The organism is Formosa sediminum (assembly GCF_007197735.1).
In the GTDB taxonomy this organism is placed as follows: Bacteria; Bacteroidota; Bacteroidia; order Flavobacteriales; family Flavobacteriaceae; genus Formosa; species Formosa sediminum.
In genome coordinates this window covers 3,288,967-3,303,301 of the sequence record NZ_CP041637.1, presented here as the reverse complement: position 1 = coordinate 3,303,301, position 14,335 = coordinate 3,288,967, and the positions used below count along the sequence as shown (strand labels likewise).

Genomic DNA, 14,335 nt, shown 5'->3' with positions numbered 1-14,335 from the left:
TAGGTAAAATGTTAATAATACTTCTTGTTTTTATAATAAAAGTTTTATACTTTTTTTTAAGTGTTTTATAGTCTAGTTGTTTATTATCTATAATTGGTCACAGCATTTATAAAAAACTTATATGGATTTTTTTTGTATAAAAAAGTGAAGTTATATCAAAAAAAGAATTCTACAGAAAAAATAGTTTTGGATTGTATATTATTATAGTAATTTAGCCATCAATTATAAATTTACCCGCTCTAAATGGGAATTGATATTAGAAAATAAAGCATGAGAAAAACTTCAACTTCAGACCAATTTTTAACCGACATAAATTTAGAAACCTATTTTAAAACCTTTAAGGATGGTGTAGTAGGTGACAATTATACTTTTAAAAGCATATTTGGCACTCAACAAGTACTTTATGCCGATTGGATAGCAAGCGGACGTCTATATGCACCCATAGAAAAAATCATGCAAGAAGAAATAGGGCCAATGGTAGCAAATACGCATTCGTTTTCAAGCGAAACAGGAAAAGCTTCTACCTATGCTTATAAGTATGCGCGTAGTATTATTAAATCTCATGTTAATGCAAATGAAAATGATGTGTTGGTAACAGCCAATACGGGAATGACAGGTGTGTTGTCTGTTTTACAACGTGTTATGGGATTACGTTTTCCTAATGCTAAACAAAAGAAAGCCGAAATGGAAGTACAAGACCGACCGGTGGTTTTTATTTCGCATATGGAGCATCACTCTAATCATGTACCTTGGTTAGAAACGATTGCAGATGTTGTAATTGTAAAATGTAACGACGATAAATTAATTTGTCCAGATCAATTAGAGAAAGCAGTATTAGAATATAAAGACAGAACCATCAAAATAGGATCGTTTACAGCTTGTTCTAATGTTACAGGGATTATTTCTCCATATAAAGATTTGGCTAAAGTAATGCATAAACATGGAGGATATTGTTTTGTAGATTTTGCAGCATCGGCGCCTTATGTCGATATTGATATGCATCCTGAAGATGAAGGTGCGCATTTAGATGCTATTTTCTTTTCACCACATAAATTTTTAGGCGGACCAGGAACGTGTGGCGTGTTAGTTTTTAACAAAACGCTATATAAAGCAAATTGTCCGGATGTGCCAGGAGGCGGAAATGTACAATGGACAAATCCTTGGGGTGAATATGCTTATTTTAAAGATATTGAAGTGCGCGAAGATGGTGGAACACCAGGATTTTTACAAGTTATGCGTACGGCTTTGGCTATTCGTTTAAAGGAAAAAATGAATACAGCTTATATTGCCCAAAGGGAGGAAGAGTTATTAGAATATTGTTTTGAAAAACTTAAACACATACCAAATATTTTTATTCTTGGAAATACAGAGGTAAAGCGTATTGGATGTGTATCGTTCGGGATACAAAATGTACATTATAACTTAATAGTTCGCTTATTAAACGATCGTTTTGGTATTCAAGTGCGTGGTGGATGGTCTTGTGCAAGTACATATGGCCATTATTTATTTGATTATGATAAAGATAAATCTACAGAAATGGTAGACGATTTAAATGCTAAAAATTTAACAAATAAGCCAGGTTGGGTACGTTTATCATTACATCCAGTAACATCAAATAAAGAGTTGGAATTTATCTGCGATGCTATTAAACAAGTAGCAGAAAATCATGAGTCTTGGAGTACCGATTACGTGTACAATCAAGCAAATAACGAGTTTGAAGATGCGACTAAAGATGCAGATATCATAGAAAAAACTAAAAATTGGTTTGTATTGTAAATCAGATAAAATAAAATTACTTTTTACCATTTAAAAAAACTTCATCTATACTGTATAGATGAAGTTTTTTTATCATTATATATAGCGCTTAAAAAGTTAACAAAATAAAAGATTTAAAATATTTAAGTTCGTTTATTTTTGCCGCTAAATACACTTTTATGAAATTTAAAATAGACCGTTTTATACTTGCAATTATTGCAGTTATTATTTTTGCATATAATGTACCTCAATTTGGAATAGAAGGAAGTCGTTTTCCTATTTCAACTATAAGTTCTGTTGGTTTCTTTTTAATATTTTTCTTCTACGGATTAAAATTAAGTCCATCACAGATTAAGTCAGGTTTATACAACTGGAAACTACACATGCTTGTGCAACTGTCTACATTTGTATTGTTTCCATTAATAATTTTTATGTGTTATCCATTTGTAAACACTCCAGAACAACATAGTTTTTGGTTAGCACTCTTATTTATGGCTGCATTACCCTCTACTGTTTCGTCCTCGGTAGTAATGGTGTCTGTAGCAAGAGGAAATGTCCCTGCAGCAATATTTAATGCTAGTATTTCTGGAATTATAGGAATTGTAATCACACCACTTTGGGTAGGATTATTTATGGAAAAATCGGGAACAGATTTTGACTATTCTTCTATATACATTAATTTAATTATTGGTATTATAGTTCCGGTTATTTTAGGAATATCGTTACAAAAATATGGCCATGCGTTAGCTTTAAAATACAGTAAACAACTTACGCTTTTCGATAAATCTGTAATTCTTTTAGTAATATATAAAAGCTTTGCCGAATCGTTTTATAACAACATATTTAGTAGTATAAAATTGTTTGATTTTGCCATTTTATTTTTAATTGTTATCGCCTTGTTTTTTATTGTATTTTATATTATTGGTTTTATAGCATCTAAATTAAAATTTAGTACTGAAGATACAATTACAGCACAATTTTGCGGCACAAAGAAGTCTTTAGTACACGGAACTATTTTTTATAAAATTCTATTTAAAAATACAGCAGCATCCAGTGTGATTTTGTTGCCGTTAATGATTTTTCATGCGTCTCAGATATTCATTATTAGTATAGTAGCATCAAAATTAGCAAGAAGGTAATCTATAGTAGTCTTATAAACTTTAACGGATTTTTATATGTATTTTATTGTTAAACGACTTAACTTTTTGCACCTTTATGTAAGTTAAATACGTTTTAAATTCTAAAATATAATCTCATGTATACATTTCAAGAGCAACTAGACCGTATTAAAGAAGGTAAAGGCTTTATTGCAGCTTTAGACCAAAGTGGCGGAAGTACACCAAAAGCCCTTTTAGGTTACGGTGTTACAGCAGATCAATATAAAGATGAAACCGAGATGTTTCAGTTAATTCATGACATGCGTACGCGTGTTATTTCAGATAAAAGTTTTTCCGAAGATAAAATTCTAGGGGTTATTTTGTTTGAAAAAACTATGAAAGGTTTAATTGATAATACACCGGTACCTACGTATTTGTTAGATAAACATATTGTACCTTTTTTAAAAGTTGATAAAGGGTTAGAAGATTTAAACGAAGGTGTTAAGTTAATGAAGCCCATCCCAAATTTAGAAGCCCGATTAACAGAAGCTAAATCTTTAGGCATATTTGGTACTAAAATGCGTTCAGTTATATATGAAGATCATACCGTGGGTATAGATAAAATTGTAAAGCAACAGTTTAGCTTTGGAAAAACTATTTTAGCAGCAGGTTTAATACCTATATTAGAACCAGAAGTAGATATTCATGCCAAAGATAAATCTGAAATTGAAGCGCTACTAAAAAAAGCTATACTCTTAGAATTAGGAAAATTAGAAGAAGATCAAAAAGTTATCTTAAAACTTACATTGCCTTCAGTTCCAGATTTTTATAAAGATTTAGTTAATCATGCAAAAGTACTACGTGTATTTGCTCTTTCTGGAGGTTATGATATTGAGACCGCAAATATGCTATTAGCTAAAAACAAAGGCGTAATAGCAAGTTTTTCTAGAGCCCTTTTAAACGATTTAAAATTTGAACAAAGTGAGGCCGAATTTTCATCGACTCTAAATCAGGCCATAGAGAGTATTTATCAAGCATCAATTACTTAATACTATATTTGTATAAAGCTATAAAAGACTAGTTTAAAAACTAGTCTTTATTTGTTTCGCTAAGTTCTAGAACAGAATTGTACCAACTTTCAATAACTTCTTTACCATAAATACGTTCTAATTTTCTTACAATAAAATGTCCTTTAGCGACATCTTGAAAATGATCGATAAATAAAGTGTTTATAATACCACCACCAATAGCTCCAATAGCCGGAATAGCTTGGGCAGCAGCTTTTTCAGTTACTATTACATTAAATCTAGTCGCAACATTTACAATAAACTTTACTAAGGCAGGAGCACTTTCTTCAGTTATTTTTTTGGTAGCTACAAATCTAGAGGCTTCAGTAATAGAATTAGCAAGTGCAGCTCTTACTATAAAATATCCACTTTCTGCATCATCATCTGTAGAGCTTTCTCCTCCTAAAGCAAATACTTCCATACAGGCTAACTTGGTATCGTAATCGCTAATAGACTCACCCTGAGATCTTGCAATATCGGCAATAGAGCGTAACATAATAGTGGTCGAAACAGGTAACTCAACAGCTAAACCTGCCAATCCAAAAAATCCGCCCACACCACCAGAAAGCGCTGCACCAAATTTATGCCAGACATTAGATGGTTGTTCTACCTGTACGTCATCTAAAGACCAAATGGCAGCTTCGGTAGCTTTAGTTAACGATTTTTGAGTGATTTTAGCAATATTTACTTGCCAATTATCAGGAAGAAAATCGATAGCCTTTTCTATAGGCATACCTATAACATTTGTAATTTTTGCTGCTATACTTGGATTTTCAAGTAATTCTACAGCAGTTGTTAATTCTTTAATATGTAAATCGCTTAAGGATGTGTCCATAAGTATTTGTTTTGATTGATGAATACTTCTTAAAATTACAAAATCTATACCAGAGTATATTTAAAGTTATCTTAAGATATATAATTATTGTAAAATGTATTGAAATAGAAGCTTTTGTTTTATTTAAATTCTTTTGTTTACATGTACCGATATCAATTATATTTGCCCACTTATAAAACACTTTTTTAAATGATATCTATAGACGGGATTGCAGTAGAATTTGGCGGAACAACATTATTTAGTGATGTGTCTTTTTCTATAAATGAAAACGATAAAATTGCCTTAATGGGTAAAAATGGTGCAGGAAAATCTACTTTACTTAAAATTATAGCAGGCCAAAATAAGCCTACACGAGGGAACGTATCTGCTCCTAAAAATTATGTTATTTCGTATTTACCACAGCATTTACTTACAGAAGATCAGTGTACAGTTATGGAAGAGGCCTCTAAAGCTTTTGCTTCTATTTTTAATATGAAAGCAGAAATAGATGCTATAAATGAAGAATTAACAGTACGCACAGATTACGAAAGTGATGCCTACATGAAATTGATTGAAAAAGTGTCTGAATTGAGTGAAAAATTTTATTCTATTGAAGAAATAAATTATGAAGCAGAAGTAGAGAAAGTTTTATTAGGGCTTGGTTTTGTGCGTTCAGATTTTAATAGACCAACATCAGAGTTTAGTGGCGGGTGGCGTATGCGTATTGAATTGGCAAAAATTCTACTTCAAAAACCAGATTTAATTCTTTTAGATGAGCCTACTAACCATATGGATATAGAAAGTATTCAATGGTTAGAAGATTTTCTAATTACTCAAGCTAAAGCTGTAGTAGTTATATCTCACGACCGTGCTTTTGTAGATAATATTACCACCAGAACTATAGAGGTAACTATGGGCAGAATTTACGATTATAAAGCCAAATACTCTCATTATTTAGAGTTGCGTAAAGAAAGACGCGCCCACCAGCAAAAAGCATATGAGGAACAACAAAAAATGATTGCCGATAATCAGGAATTTATAGATCGTTTTAAAGGGACGTATTCTAAAACATTACAAGTGCAATCGCGTGTAAAAATGCTAGAGAAATTAACAATTATTGAAGTGGATGAAGTAGATACAGCGGCTTTAAAACTTAAATTTCCGCCATCTCCAAGATCGGGACAATACCCTGTTGTTGTTAATGAATTGTCTAAATCTTATGGCGACCATGTGGTGTTTAATAATGCCAATTTAGTTATCGAACGTGGACAAAAAGTTGCATTTGTAGGAAAAAATGGTGAAGGAAAATCTACTATGGTTAAAGCCATTATGAACGAAATTGATTTTGAAGGCAGTATGGAACTAGGGCATAATGCTCAAATTGGTTATTTTGCCCAAAATCAAGCCTCGTTATTAGATGGTGATTTAACTATTTTTGAAACTATAGACCGTATTGCCGTAGGTGATATCCGTAATAAAATAAAAGACTTATTAGGTGCTTTTATGTTTGGTGGCGATATTTCTACTAAAAAAGTAAAAGTACTTTCTGGAGGAGAGAAAACACGTTTAGCCATGATTAAATTATTGCTAGAACCTGTAAATGTGTTAATTCTAGATGAGCCTACCAACCATTTAGACATGAAAACTAAAGATATTATTAAAGACGCTTTAAAAGAATTTGATGGTACTTTAATTTTGGTTTCTCACGATAGGGATTTCTTAGATGGTTTGGCTACTAAAGTATTTGAATTTGGAAACAAACGTGTTAAAGAACATTTTGAAGATATTAATGGCTTCTTAAAACTTAAGAAAATGGAAAGTATGCGAGATCTTGAAAAGTAAATTATATGTTTATTTAATTAAAAAAGCCTTGTAGTTTGCAAACTACAAGGCTTTTTATATAATTTAAATCCCTAAAATTTTGGCATCTACGGCAAAAACTGTCTTAATATCAATGTCGTAGTCTTGCGTTAAAATTTCATCTGTACCTGTTTCTATTTTTAAATAAAATGAATCTTCAAAAATATAGGCTTTCAAATCTTCATCAGAAGTTTTAAGATACATAACATTGGTGCCGTTTTCAATGGGAGTAGTATTCCATGCCAATTTAGTATCTTCTAAGCCCTCAGCAGCAATATAAATTTCAATAGTTTCTACAAAACTAAAATCTTCATCACTTGGATTGGTTAAGGTTAATTTAAATTCTGTTAGTTTAATATCTTCAATAAGGTCTTTAGAGGTGTCATTTACACTAAAAGTTGATTCAGAATTGGTTTCAATTTCAGGGGTATTGATGACAAACGGAATATCTATCGGTATTGTTGCAGGTATGGTAATAGATTCGTTATAGGTAATGTCAAATTTTGTAAAATCGTCTAAAGTATCGCAAGATGTTACCATTAAAGTTATAAATAGAACAGTTATTAGGTTTATTTTTAAATGTAGCGTTTTCATGTAATATTGTTTTTATAAAAGCAAATATAGTGTATTTGTAAGATCACAAATTAGAGTAAGTGGCTAGGTCATTAAAGTATAAGATTATCAATTTTTTAACATGATGATTTATAGTGTGGTAAAAATTCATTGTAAATTTAAAAGACAATACATAACTAAAGTTTAGACTTAAATTTTAAAACAATGAAAAAAATACTTTTTATTACAGGCGATTTTACTGAAGATTACGAAACTATGGTACCTTTTCAAATGTTACAAATGGTTGGTTACGATGTACATGCTGTGTGTCCTGATAAAAATAAAGGCGATAGTATAAAAACAGCTATTCATGACTTTGAAGGTGACCAAACATATACAGAGAAACCAGGACATAATTTTGTCTTAAATTATACATTTAGTGATGTAGAAGTTAAAGATTATGATGGATTGGTTATAGCTGGTGGTCGTGCTCCAGAATATTTAAGATTGAATAGCTCTTTATTAGACATGGTTAAACATTTCTTTACAGAAGATAAACCGGTTGCAGCCATTTGTCATGGAATTCAAATACTAACAGCTGCAGATGTAGTAAGAGGAAAAAAACTAACTGCTTACCCTGCAGTCGGACCAGAAGTTACTTTAGCGGGCGGCGAGTTTCAAGACATTCCTGCAGATAAGGCATACGTAGATGGTAATTTAGTAACATCTCCAGCATGGCCTGGGCATCCAGCATTTATTAAAGCTTTCTTAGATTTAATGGGGGTAAAAATTAGTATATAATACTATTAAATATATCTAAATCTCAAGTGATTATTCTTTATTACACTTGAGATTTTTTATTGAGCTTTTGCTGCTTCAGAAATGCCATTAACATAATTAGAAACCATATGTAAGTTGGTTGCTAATTCTGAACCTTCAAATCCGGAAATGTCTGCATCTGTTATATGCTCGTTATAAAATTTTAGATATTGGCTAGAAAGCGGCATATAAGACCAATGCCATTTTTCTTCGTTGTAGCCTGTACGTCCGTTAGATTTAGATGAATATACTTGATAAAACCCGAAGTTATTGGCATGCTTTACCAACCATGTGTACTCTTTTAAACCTTGACCGCTTTCAAAATAAGAATTAGATAAGTTATTTAGATCTAAATCGGTTCCCCAATGGTGTCTAGAAGTACTAGGCATGGAACTGTATTGTAATATTTTTTTAGCATTTTCAATAGGAGAGAGGTCTTCATTTGCTTTCCATTTACGATCCCAAATAGATTTTTGATATAAAAAATTACGTGTACCAGAAATTACTGTAAATTGTACACCATCTTGTTTTGCAGCTGCATTCATATTTAAAAATGCAGTGTAAACTTCTTGTTGTAAGTAAATAGTCTTATTAGAAAATGCCGTTGCTACTTTAACAAAACAAGGGTCTGTTTCAAAATTAAATTTACCGAGTACAAATGCTTTAGTAATAGTTTTAGAAGTGGTTTGAGCTTGTAGCGTACTAAAATTTAATATGGAGACCATACATATTAGACGTATAATAGTTACTTTCATGAGGTAGTTTATATATGCGATTAATTTCAAGGTAATATTAACGAAATTAAAAGCAATATCTTATTCAAAAAAATAATTTATTACCGTTCGTAAAATTCTAATTTGTTTTTAGTTTGGGTTAATTGATTTTGTAATTCATTTACTTTTTTAAGTAAGTTAAACACAATATCAATTCCTTCTATATTTACCTCTAATTCATGATGTAACCGAATCATTTTTTCCAAATCACTCAAGGTATTTTGATGTAAGCATTTTTGATTTTTAATCGTAATGATATCTAATAAACCATTGTCGTTTAATTCATCTAGAAAGACAGGTTCTATGTTGTATTTTACACAAATGGTTTCTACTAATATATAATGATTTTCAGCCATGTTTTCTTAGTTTTTGTAGTTCTGAAAATAATTCTTTTTCCTTAGAGGTTAGGTTTTTAGGAGTTTGTATATGGTAGGTAATTATAAAATCTCCGTAGGTGTCTTTTGTTTTATAAACAGGAAATCCTTTGCCTTTTAATTTCACTTTAGTACCGTTTTGAGTTTCTGGAGCAACATTTAATTTTACTTTTCTAGAAAATGTATCTACCATAATTTCGCCACCTAAAAGCGAAGTATATAAATCTAGATTTACATCTGCATGTAAATTATTACCATAACGTTTAAATTTGGTATTGTTTACAAGGTTAAATTTAATGTATAAATCGCCATTCGGACCTCCATTTACTCCTGGTCCGCCTTTACCGGATATTTTTATTACTTGTTCATTTTCTATACCAGCAGGAATTGTTAATCTAATTTTTTTACCATTTACGGTTAAGATTTGAGATGTGTTTGTGTACACATCTGTTAGATTTAATTGTAACTCGGCATTAAAATCTTGTCCTTTAAATTGTACTTGATGATGACTTTGTCTTGAGCCCGAAGTACGTTGTCCTCCAAACATAGATTCAAAGAAATCTGAAAAATCATTATCTGAATAGGACTGGCCAGAATAATTTTGATAGCCTTGGTTTGGATTAGTTCCTTGTGCCTTTTGTGCCCGTTCTATATCGTCTGCGTGTTGCCAATCTTTTCCGTATTTGTCGTATTTTTTACGATTTTCTTTATTTGATAAGACTTCGTTGGCTTCGTTAATGTTTTTAAATTTTTTTTCAGCTTCTTTATCATTAGGATTTAAATCGGGGTGATATTTTCTAGCAAGTTTACGATAGGCTTTTTTAATATCGCTTTCTGAAGCATTTTTATCTAGTCCTAAAATGTTATAATAATCAATAAAATCCATAACTAAAAGGTGTTAATTACGATTAAAAGATGCGCTGTATATTATCATAAAGTTCGTGAATTAATAAGACTAATCAAAAAATTATTCAGACTCAAATACTAAATTTTTAGAAAAGTAAGGCAGTACTTTTGTTTTTATACGTTCAGGTATTTTATTAATGTGGTTGCCATCATATGCTTCAAAAGTATGGGTAATGTTGGCTGCAGTTAATTTTTTATGTAGTTTTTTAGACGCTTCAAAAATAGCGGTATCTTTTGTACCTACATCAATAGCAATAGTTTGTAAAGCTTTTAAATTTTGTAGGTAGTCATCCATCATATTCAATATATAATTATCGCTAAACTTTTTTAGAATTTCTGGTCTTGGTTTTCCATCTTTATAAGCCAAATCTATATATAAAGGAAATTTTTTAGGGTTTGAAGCCCATGCCGCAGAAAATGCCATATTAATGCTTTCTATAAAAGATAAATTTGCAATGTCGAATTTTGAATGTACGGCCTCCATATTTTTAATGTGTTCTGGACTTGGTATAAAATCTTCTTCTAGACTACTAGGACTTAATACATAAATAGAAGTAAATACATTGGGATATTTCATAGCTAATCGTAATGTGCCATAACCACCCATAGAGTGGCCAGCCAAACCACGACTTTTAGCCTGATCTAAAGTTCTAAATTTTAAATCTATAAAAGAGACAAGTTCTTTTGTAATAAAAGTTTCCCAATCTCCCATTGTTTCCGAGTTTCCGTAAAAACTACCTTTGTAGGTTGTATAGGCATTAGGCATAACAACTATCATTTCTTTACAGCTGCCATCTTGCATGCAGGTGTTTAAAATGTTGTTCATGTTTATCCAATGGTGTTCCCAACCAAACCATTTACTGTCACTATCTGTAAAGCCGTGTAGTAAATATAAAACAGGATACTTTTTATCGAGTTTTGTTTGGTAAGACGGTGGTAAATACACTGTAATGTCCCGAATTGAAGGATCGTTTATTAAATTATTTTTTAAAGCTTCACTTGGAACTTTAAGACGCATTCTAAAACCTTGAGCGTGTAAGGTAAGTACACTAAATACTATAATGTATAACGTAATTACAACCGATTTTAGTTTCATGTTTATATTTTTAATAAGAATAAGATTTATTGTGAAAAGGACATTTTAAGCATGTTGTATAAATCGGGATGTTTTCTTTCCATAAGCTTAGGATTTTCAAAAAAATACTCTGATGCTACTGCAAAAAACTCTGCTTGATTAGTACCTCCGTAATGCCGTATGTCTGATTTATTGTTAGTGATGGCTTCCATTTCTTTATGAATTAATTTTAACCATGGTATGGTATATGCATTTTGCATAATGAGTTCTGGTACGCCATCGGTATCGCCATCCATTTTATCTATTAAATGTACAAATTCATGAATGGCTGTATTGCTTTTGTCGTTACTATTAGCAAATCCATGATGTAAAGCTTTTTTAGAAATTATCATTTGCTTTTCTAATCGACCTGTACCAACCATTCCTGCAATAATACGATTGTTACTTTTTTTACCAAATTCATAGTCTTCATTAAAATTATCAGGATATAATAAAACACCACTTAAATTTGTATACTGCCATTTTGGAAATCCAAATACAGGAATAACAGCACTTGCTGCAATTAATACAATGTCTATATCTTCCAGTTCTAATTGTACACCTTCTATGTGTACTTCACTTAAAAATAACATTATTCGTTGTTGAAATTGTTTTTGTTTGTTAGCTGGCAATTTTTTGTAAAACTGTACATTGTTTACTAGTAATTTGTGCCAATGTTTTGGAAATGTTTTAGCTCTTTTAGTCTTTAATTTACTTAAAGCAAAAATTGCGAAAGCGACAAGAATACAAAAGGCAATACCTGTAAAAATCATGAATTTGTTTTTATTATTTACAAGTTAAGATAAAAAAGACTGCCTTTAATAAGAATTTTTAATTAAGCGGTTTTAAGCAAAAAGCATTTTTGAAAAAAAGATCAAAAATGCTTTTATTTAGGATTTTAATGGCTGGTTAAGGTGTTGGTTTTTAGTAGTCTATATTTTTAAGATTTAGTTTTTAGAAAAATTTGCAATTGATGTAAAATCGTAGTCTTGTTTTTTTATTTGAAAATTGTGTTCATGTAAACTCATGCAACGCATGGTTGTAGATTTAGTGTTAGATTTATCTGTGTAAATAACCTCCATAACTAAGCTGTTTTCTGCTTGATCTAACCATTTTGGATTAAATCCATTCGGAACATTTTTTGTGTTAATTCCAAAAATACTTGAAAAGCTTACAGGTGCATCCATATCGTTATACATAATCATTATAGAATCATCGTTTTCTATTTTAAAACCTTTACAGACTTTACCATTAATAATTTTATCATCTATTTCTGTAAATGTATAATCTGTTTCTAAATAAGTATCAGATTCAATATTATCCATATTAAGATTTGAGTGCATTACCATGCCTGTTTTTTTATTCTTATTTGTCATAAAAATAGCATTAGCATTTCGTTCAATATCCATTACAATAAATACGTTGTCACTTTGGTTTACTTGGTCTAAAGTTGGTTGCATTGCAAAATATTTTTCTTCTGGTTTTAAATAGTATGTAATATCCATAGGATCTTCTTTAGGACTCTCAATACGTAAAATATATTTCCATTCAAAAGTATAGGTATCTGGTAATATGGAGTCATTAGCTAAAGAAAACTGTCCAAAATTACCGCCGTTAAAGTTATACTCTCCATCTATTCCTAAAATGCTATCTAAGTGTTTGCCTAAGCTTTGTTCTGCTTTTTGTGAAGCTTTATCTATTATAACATCTTCGGTAGCTTGTTGTAATTTATTTTTCAATTTTTTTAAAAACTGAGCTTGTAATTGAGTTCCTGAGAACAGGAATAGCAATATAATTGTGAGGTGTTTTAGTTTCATAGTATAATGTTTTAAGAGTGATTAGATATTTTATAAAATTTAAAAACAGATCCCCATGAGCATAATCTATTCTGACGTTTAAAAACAGAAAGTATGAGAACAAGATTAATACATGTTATCATGAAATATAAAATATACAATTCTGTGGGTTTAAATGTGGTAAATAGAAGGGGTGGAACAGCAGACTCAATTTCCGGAAAATATAATGCGAGCAAAAGCACTAATACATAGCAAGAACATAGTATACCTAAACACAGTAAGCATTTTAAACTAATATGTAAATCTGTAAATTTAGCAAACAACATTCTATTTAGGTTTTAATGAAAACCTATTAATTAGGAGCTAGGGAAGAATGTTAATCGGTTGATTATTAGGTTTAAATGTAATTAAAAAATAAGTATAAATGATCTGTTTTTAAAAAAAATTAATAGAAATATATTTTAGTTCTTTTTTTAAAAACAGGCTATTTAAGGTTTTGTTAACAATTAAACGTATTATGAATATGTAATTTTACTTTTCAACTAAAAATAAACAAAATCATGAAACACTTAATGTTAGGCGTAATGAGTTTAATATTTACATTTAGCCTTCAAGCACAAGTAAAAACACCACAACCAAGTCCGTTTAGTAAAATAGAACAAACAGTTGGTTTAACTAATATTACTGTAGAGTATTCTAGACCAAGTTTACGTGGGCGTCATCTTTACGGTTACCTTTTACCTTATGGCGAATTATGGAGAACAGGAGCCAATGCAAATACTAAAATTACTTTTTCTGATGATGTGATTATTGGAGGAAAATCTTTAAAAGCAGGAACATATGCTATATATACTAAACCTGATAAAGTTGCATGGGATGTTATTTTTTATACCGATTCAGATAATTGGGGATTGCCAAAAACATGGGATGAAAGTAAAGTGGCATTAACCACAAAAACAGAGGTGTATCCTAATCCAGTAAAAGTTGAAACATTTACAATATTATTTTCAGATTTAACTAACGATTCTGCTGTAATGCGTTTCTCTTGGGGAGAACGATTTGCATCTTTTAAGATAAATGTTCCTACAGATGAAATTGTTACTAAAGATATTGAACGTGCTATGAGTGGTACTTCAGCAGCAGATTATTATGCTTCTGCAGTCTATTATTACGAGTCTGGTAAAGATATAAATCAGGCTAAACTTTGGATTGATAAAGCACTTAGTATGACAGAAAAGCCAGCCTTCTTTCAATTACGTAAAAAGGCATTAATTTATGCTAAATCTGGAGATCAGGAAGGTGCTATAATAGCTGCTAAGCAATCTTTAGAAGCCGCAAAAGTTGCAGGGAATAAAGACTATATAAAAATGAATACCGAGTCTTTAAAAGAATGGGGAGCGCTTTAATA

The 14,335-nt window shown here is 30.7% G+C and carries 15 protein-coding genes; 7 read left to right on the top strand and 8 right to left on the bottom strand.

Annotated features, from left to right (window positions below; all coding sequences use genetic code 11):
• Positions 1 to 270: 270 nt before the first annotated feature.
• From FNB79_RS14595 to FNB79_RS14585, 3 genes are all read left to right on the top strand, one after another.
• Complete coding sequence (locus tag FNB79_RS14595; protein WP_143382058.1) at positions 271 to 1,776, top strand: aminotransferase class V-fold PLP-dependent enzyme; 1,506 nt, start codon at positions 271 to 273, stop codon at positions 1,774 to 1,776.
• A 158-nt stretch (positions 1,777 to 1,934) separates the two neighbouring features.
• Positions 1,935 to 2,894: a bile acid:sodium symporter family protein gene (locus tag FNB79_RS14590; protein WP_143382057.1), complete on the top strand. Its 960-nt coding sequence runs from the start codon at positions 1,935 to 1,937 to the stop codon at positions 2,892 to 2,894.
• A gap of 116 nt (positions 2,895 to 3,010) precedes the next feature.
• The gene (locus FNB79_RS14585; protein ID WP_143382056.1) at positions 3,011 to 3,901 is read left to right on the top strand and encodes a fructose bisphosphate aldolase; all 891 of its coding nucleotides are present in this window, start codon (positions 3,011 to 3,013) and stop codon (positions 3,899 to 3,901) included.
• Positions 3,902 to 3,941: 40 nt separating this feature from the next.
• On the opposite strand, the gene FNB79_RS14580 is transcribed toward FNB79_RS14585, so the two are convergent.
• A complete protein-coding gene (locus tag FNB79_RS14580; RefSeq protein WP_143382055.1) occupies positions 3,942 to 4,754 on the bottom strand; it encodes an EcsC family protein in 813 nt (270 codons plus the stop codon).
• A 189-nt stretch (positions 4,755 to 4,943) separates the two neighbouring features.
• Between FNB79_RS14580 and FNB79_RS14575 the strand changes: the two genes are divergently transcribed.
• On the top strand, positions 4,944 to 6,575 hold the full coding sequence (locus tag FNB79_RS14575; RefSeq protein WP_143382054.1) for an ABC-F family ATP-binding cassette domain-containing protein: 1,632 nt from the start codon (positions 4,944 to 4,946) through the stop codon (positions 6,573 to 6,575).
• Between the two features lie 63 nt (positions 6,576 to 6,638).
• Here the strand turns inward: FNB79_RS14575 and FNB79_RS14570 are convergent, their stop codons facing one another.
• Entirely contained in the window at positions 6,639 to 7,187 is a 549-nt protein-coding gene (locus FNB79_RS14570) for a hypothetical protein (RefSeq protein ID WP_143382053.1), read from the bottom strand.
• A 183-nt stretch (positions 7,188 to 7,370) separates the two neighbouring features.
• Here FNB79_RS14570 and FNB79_RS14565 point away from each other — a divergent pair, with 183 nt between their 5' ends.
• Positions 7,371 to 7,946, top strand: coding sequence for a DJ-1/PfpI family protein (locus FNB79_RS14565; RefSeq protein WP_143382052.1), 576 nt, complete (start codon positions 7,371 to 7,373; stop codon positions 7,944 to 7,946).
• Positions 7,947 to 8,002: 56 nt separating this feature from the next.
• Here the strand turns inward: FNB79_RS14565 and FNB79_RS14560 are convergent, their stop codons facing one another.
• The 6 genes from FNB79_RS14560 to FNB79_RS14535 form a co-directional block, all read right to left on the bottom strand.
• On the bottom strand, positions 8,003 to 8,719 hold the full coding sequence (locus FNB79_RS14560; protein WP_143382051.1) for a M15 family metallopeptidase: 717 nt from the start codon (positions 8,717 to 8,719) through the stop codon (positions 8,003 to 8,005).
• 80 nt (positions 8,720 to 8,799) lie between these two features.
• Positions 8,800 to 9,093 carry a chaperone modulator CbpM gene (locus tag FNB79_RS14555; RefSeq protein ID WP_143382050.1) on the bottom strand — a complete coding sequence of 98 codons (294 nt, stop codon included), beginning with the start codon at positions 9,091 to 9,093 and terminating at the stop codon, positions 8,800 to 8,802.
• On the bottom strand, positions 9,086 to 9,997 hold the full coding sequence (locus tag FNB79_RS14550; protein WP_143382049.1) for a DnaJ C-terminal domain-containing protein: 912 nt from the start codon (positions 9,995 to 9,997) through the stop codon (positions 9,086 to 9,088). The genes FNB79_RS14555 and FNB79_RS14550 overlap by 8 nt, the downstream gene beginning before the upstream one ends.
• Before the next feature lie 81 nt (positions 9,998 to 10,078).
• Positions 10,079 to 11,113 (bottom strand): alpha/beta hydrolase, encoded by a 1,035-nt coding sequence (locus FNB79_RS14545; RefSeq protein ID WP_143382048.1) that lies wholly within the window; start codon positions 11,111 to 11,113, stop codon positions 10,079 to 10,081.
• A gap of 26 nt (positions 11,114 to 11,139) precedes the next feature.
• Entirely contained in the window at positions 11,140 to 11,904 is a 765-nt protein-coding gene (locus tag FNB79_RS14540) for a M90 family metallopeptidase (RefSeq protein WP_143382047.1), read from the bottom strand.
• A 174-nt stretch (positions 11,905 to 12,078) separates the two neighbouring features.
• Positions 12,079 to 12,948 (bottom strand): DUF4412 domain-containing protein, encoded by an 870-nt coding sequence (locus tag FNB79_RS14535; RefSeq protein WP_143382046.1) that lies wholly within the window; start codon positions 12,946 to 12,948, stop codon positions 12,079 to 12,081.
• Between the two features lie 93 nt (positions 12,949 to 13,041).
• Between FNB79_RS14535 and FNB79_RS17280 the strand changes: the two genes are divergently transcribed.
• Together FNB79_RS17280 and FNB79_RS14530 are read left to right on the top strand one after the other, a co-directional pair.
• Positions 13,042 to 13,179 carry a hypothetical protein gene (locus tag FNB79_RS17280; protein ID WP_185967780.1) on the top strand — a complete coding sequence of 46 codons (138 nt, stop codon included), beginning with the start codon at positions 13,042 to 13,044 and terminating at the stop codon, positions 13,177 to 13,179.
• 308 nt (positions 13,180 to 13,487) lie between these two features.
• Entirely contained in the window at positions 13,488 to 14,333 is an 846-nt protein-coding gene (locus FNB79_RS14530) for a DUF2911 domain-containing protein (protein WP_143382045.1), read from the top strand.
• Positions 14,334 to 14,335: the final 2 nt, after the last annotated feature.

Excerpts from the sequence above, each read along its gene's own strand:
- FNB79_RS14555 (WP_143382050.1), bottom strand. The coding sequence starts at position 9,093 with ATGGCTGAAAATCATTATATATTAGTAGAAACCATTTGTGTAAAATAC.
- FNB79_RS14585 (WP_143382056.1), top strand. The coding sequence starts at position 3,011 with ATGTATACATTTCAAGAGCAACTAGACCGTATTAAAGAAGGTAAAGGC.
- FNB79_RS14570 (WP_143382053.1), bottom strand. The coding sequence starts at position 7,187 with ATGAAAACGCTACATTTAAAAATAAACCTAATAACTGTTCTATTTATA.
- FNB79_RS14560 (WP_143382051.1), bottom strand. The coding sequence starts at position 8,719 with ATGAAAGTAACTATTATACGTCTAATATGTATGGTCTCCATATTAAAT.
- FNB79_RS14540 (WP_143382047.1), bottom strand. The coding sequence starts at position 11,904 with ATGATTTTTACAGGTATTGCCTTTTGTATTCTTGTCGCTTTCGCAATT.
- FNB79_RS17280 (WP_185967780.1), top strand. The coding sequence starts at position 13,042 with ATGAGAACAAGATTAATACATGTTATCATGAAATATAAAATATACAAT.
- FNB79_RS14575 (WP_143382054.1), top strand. The coding sequence starts at position 4,944 with ATGATATCTATAGACGGGATTGCAGTAGAATTTGGCGGAACAACATTA.
- FNB79_RS14595 (WP_143382058.1), top strand. The coding sequence starts at position 271 with ATGAGAAAAACTTCAACTTCAGACCAATTTTTAACCGACATAAATTTA.
- FNB79_RS14590 (WP_143382057.1), top strand. The coding sequence starts at position 1,935 with ATGAAATTTAAAATAGACCGTTTTATACTTGCAATTATTGCAGTTATT.
- FNB79_RS14545 (WP_143382048.1), bottom strand. The coding sequence starts at position 11,113 with ATGAAACTAAAATCGGTTGTAATTACGTTATACATTATAGTATTTAGT.
- FNB79_RS14565 (WP_143382052.1), top strand. The coding sequence starts at position 7,371 with ATGAAAAAAATACTTTTTATTACAGGCGATTTTACTGAAGATTACGAA.
- FNB79_RS14530 (WP_143382045.1), top strand. The coding sequence starts at position 13,488 with ATGAAACACTTAATGTTAGGCGTAATGAGTTTAATATTTACATTTAGC.
- FNB79_RS14580 (WP_143382055.1), bottom strand. The coding sequence starts at position 4,754 with ATGGACACATCCTTAAGCGATTTACATATTAAAGAATTAACAACTGCT.
- FNB79_RS14550 (WP_143382049.1), bottom strand. The coding sequence starts at position 9,997 with ATGGATTTTATTGATTATTATAACATTTTAGGACTAGATAAAAATGCT.
- FNB79_RS14535 (WP_143382046.1), bottom strand. The coding sequence starts at position 12,948 with ATGAAACTAAAACACCTCACAATTATATTGCTATTCCTGTTCTCAGGA.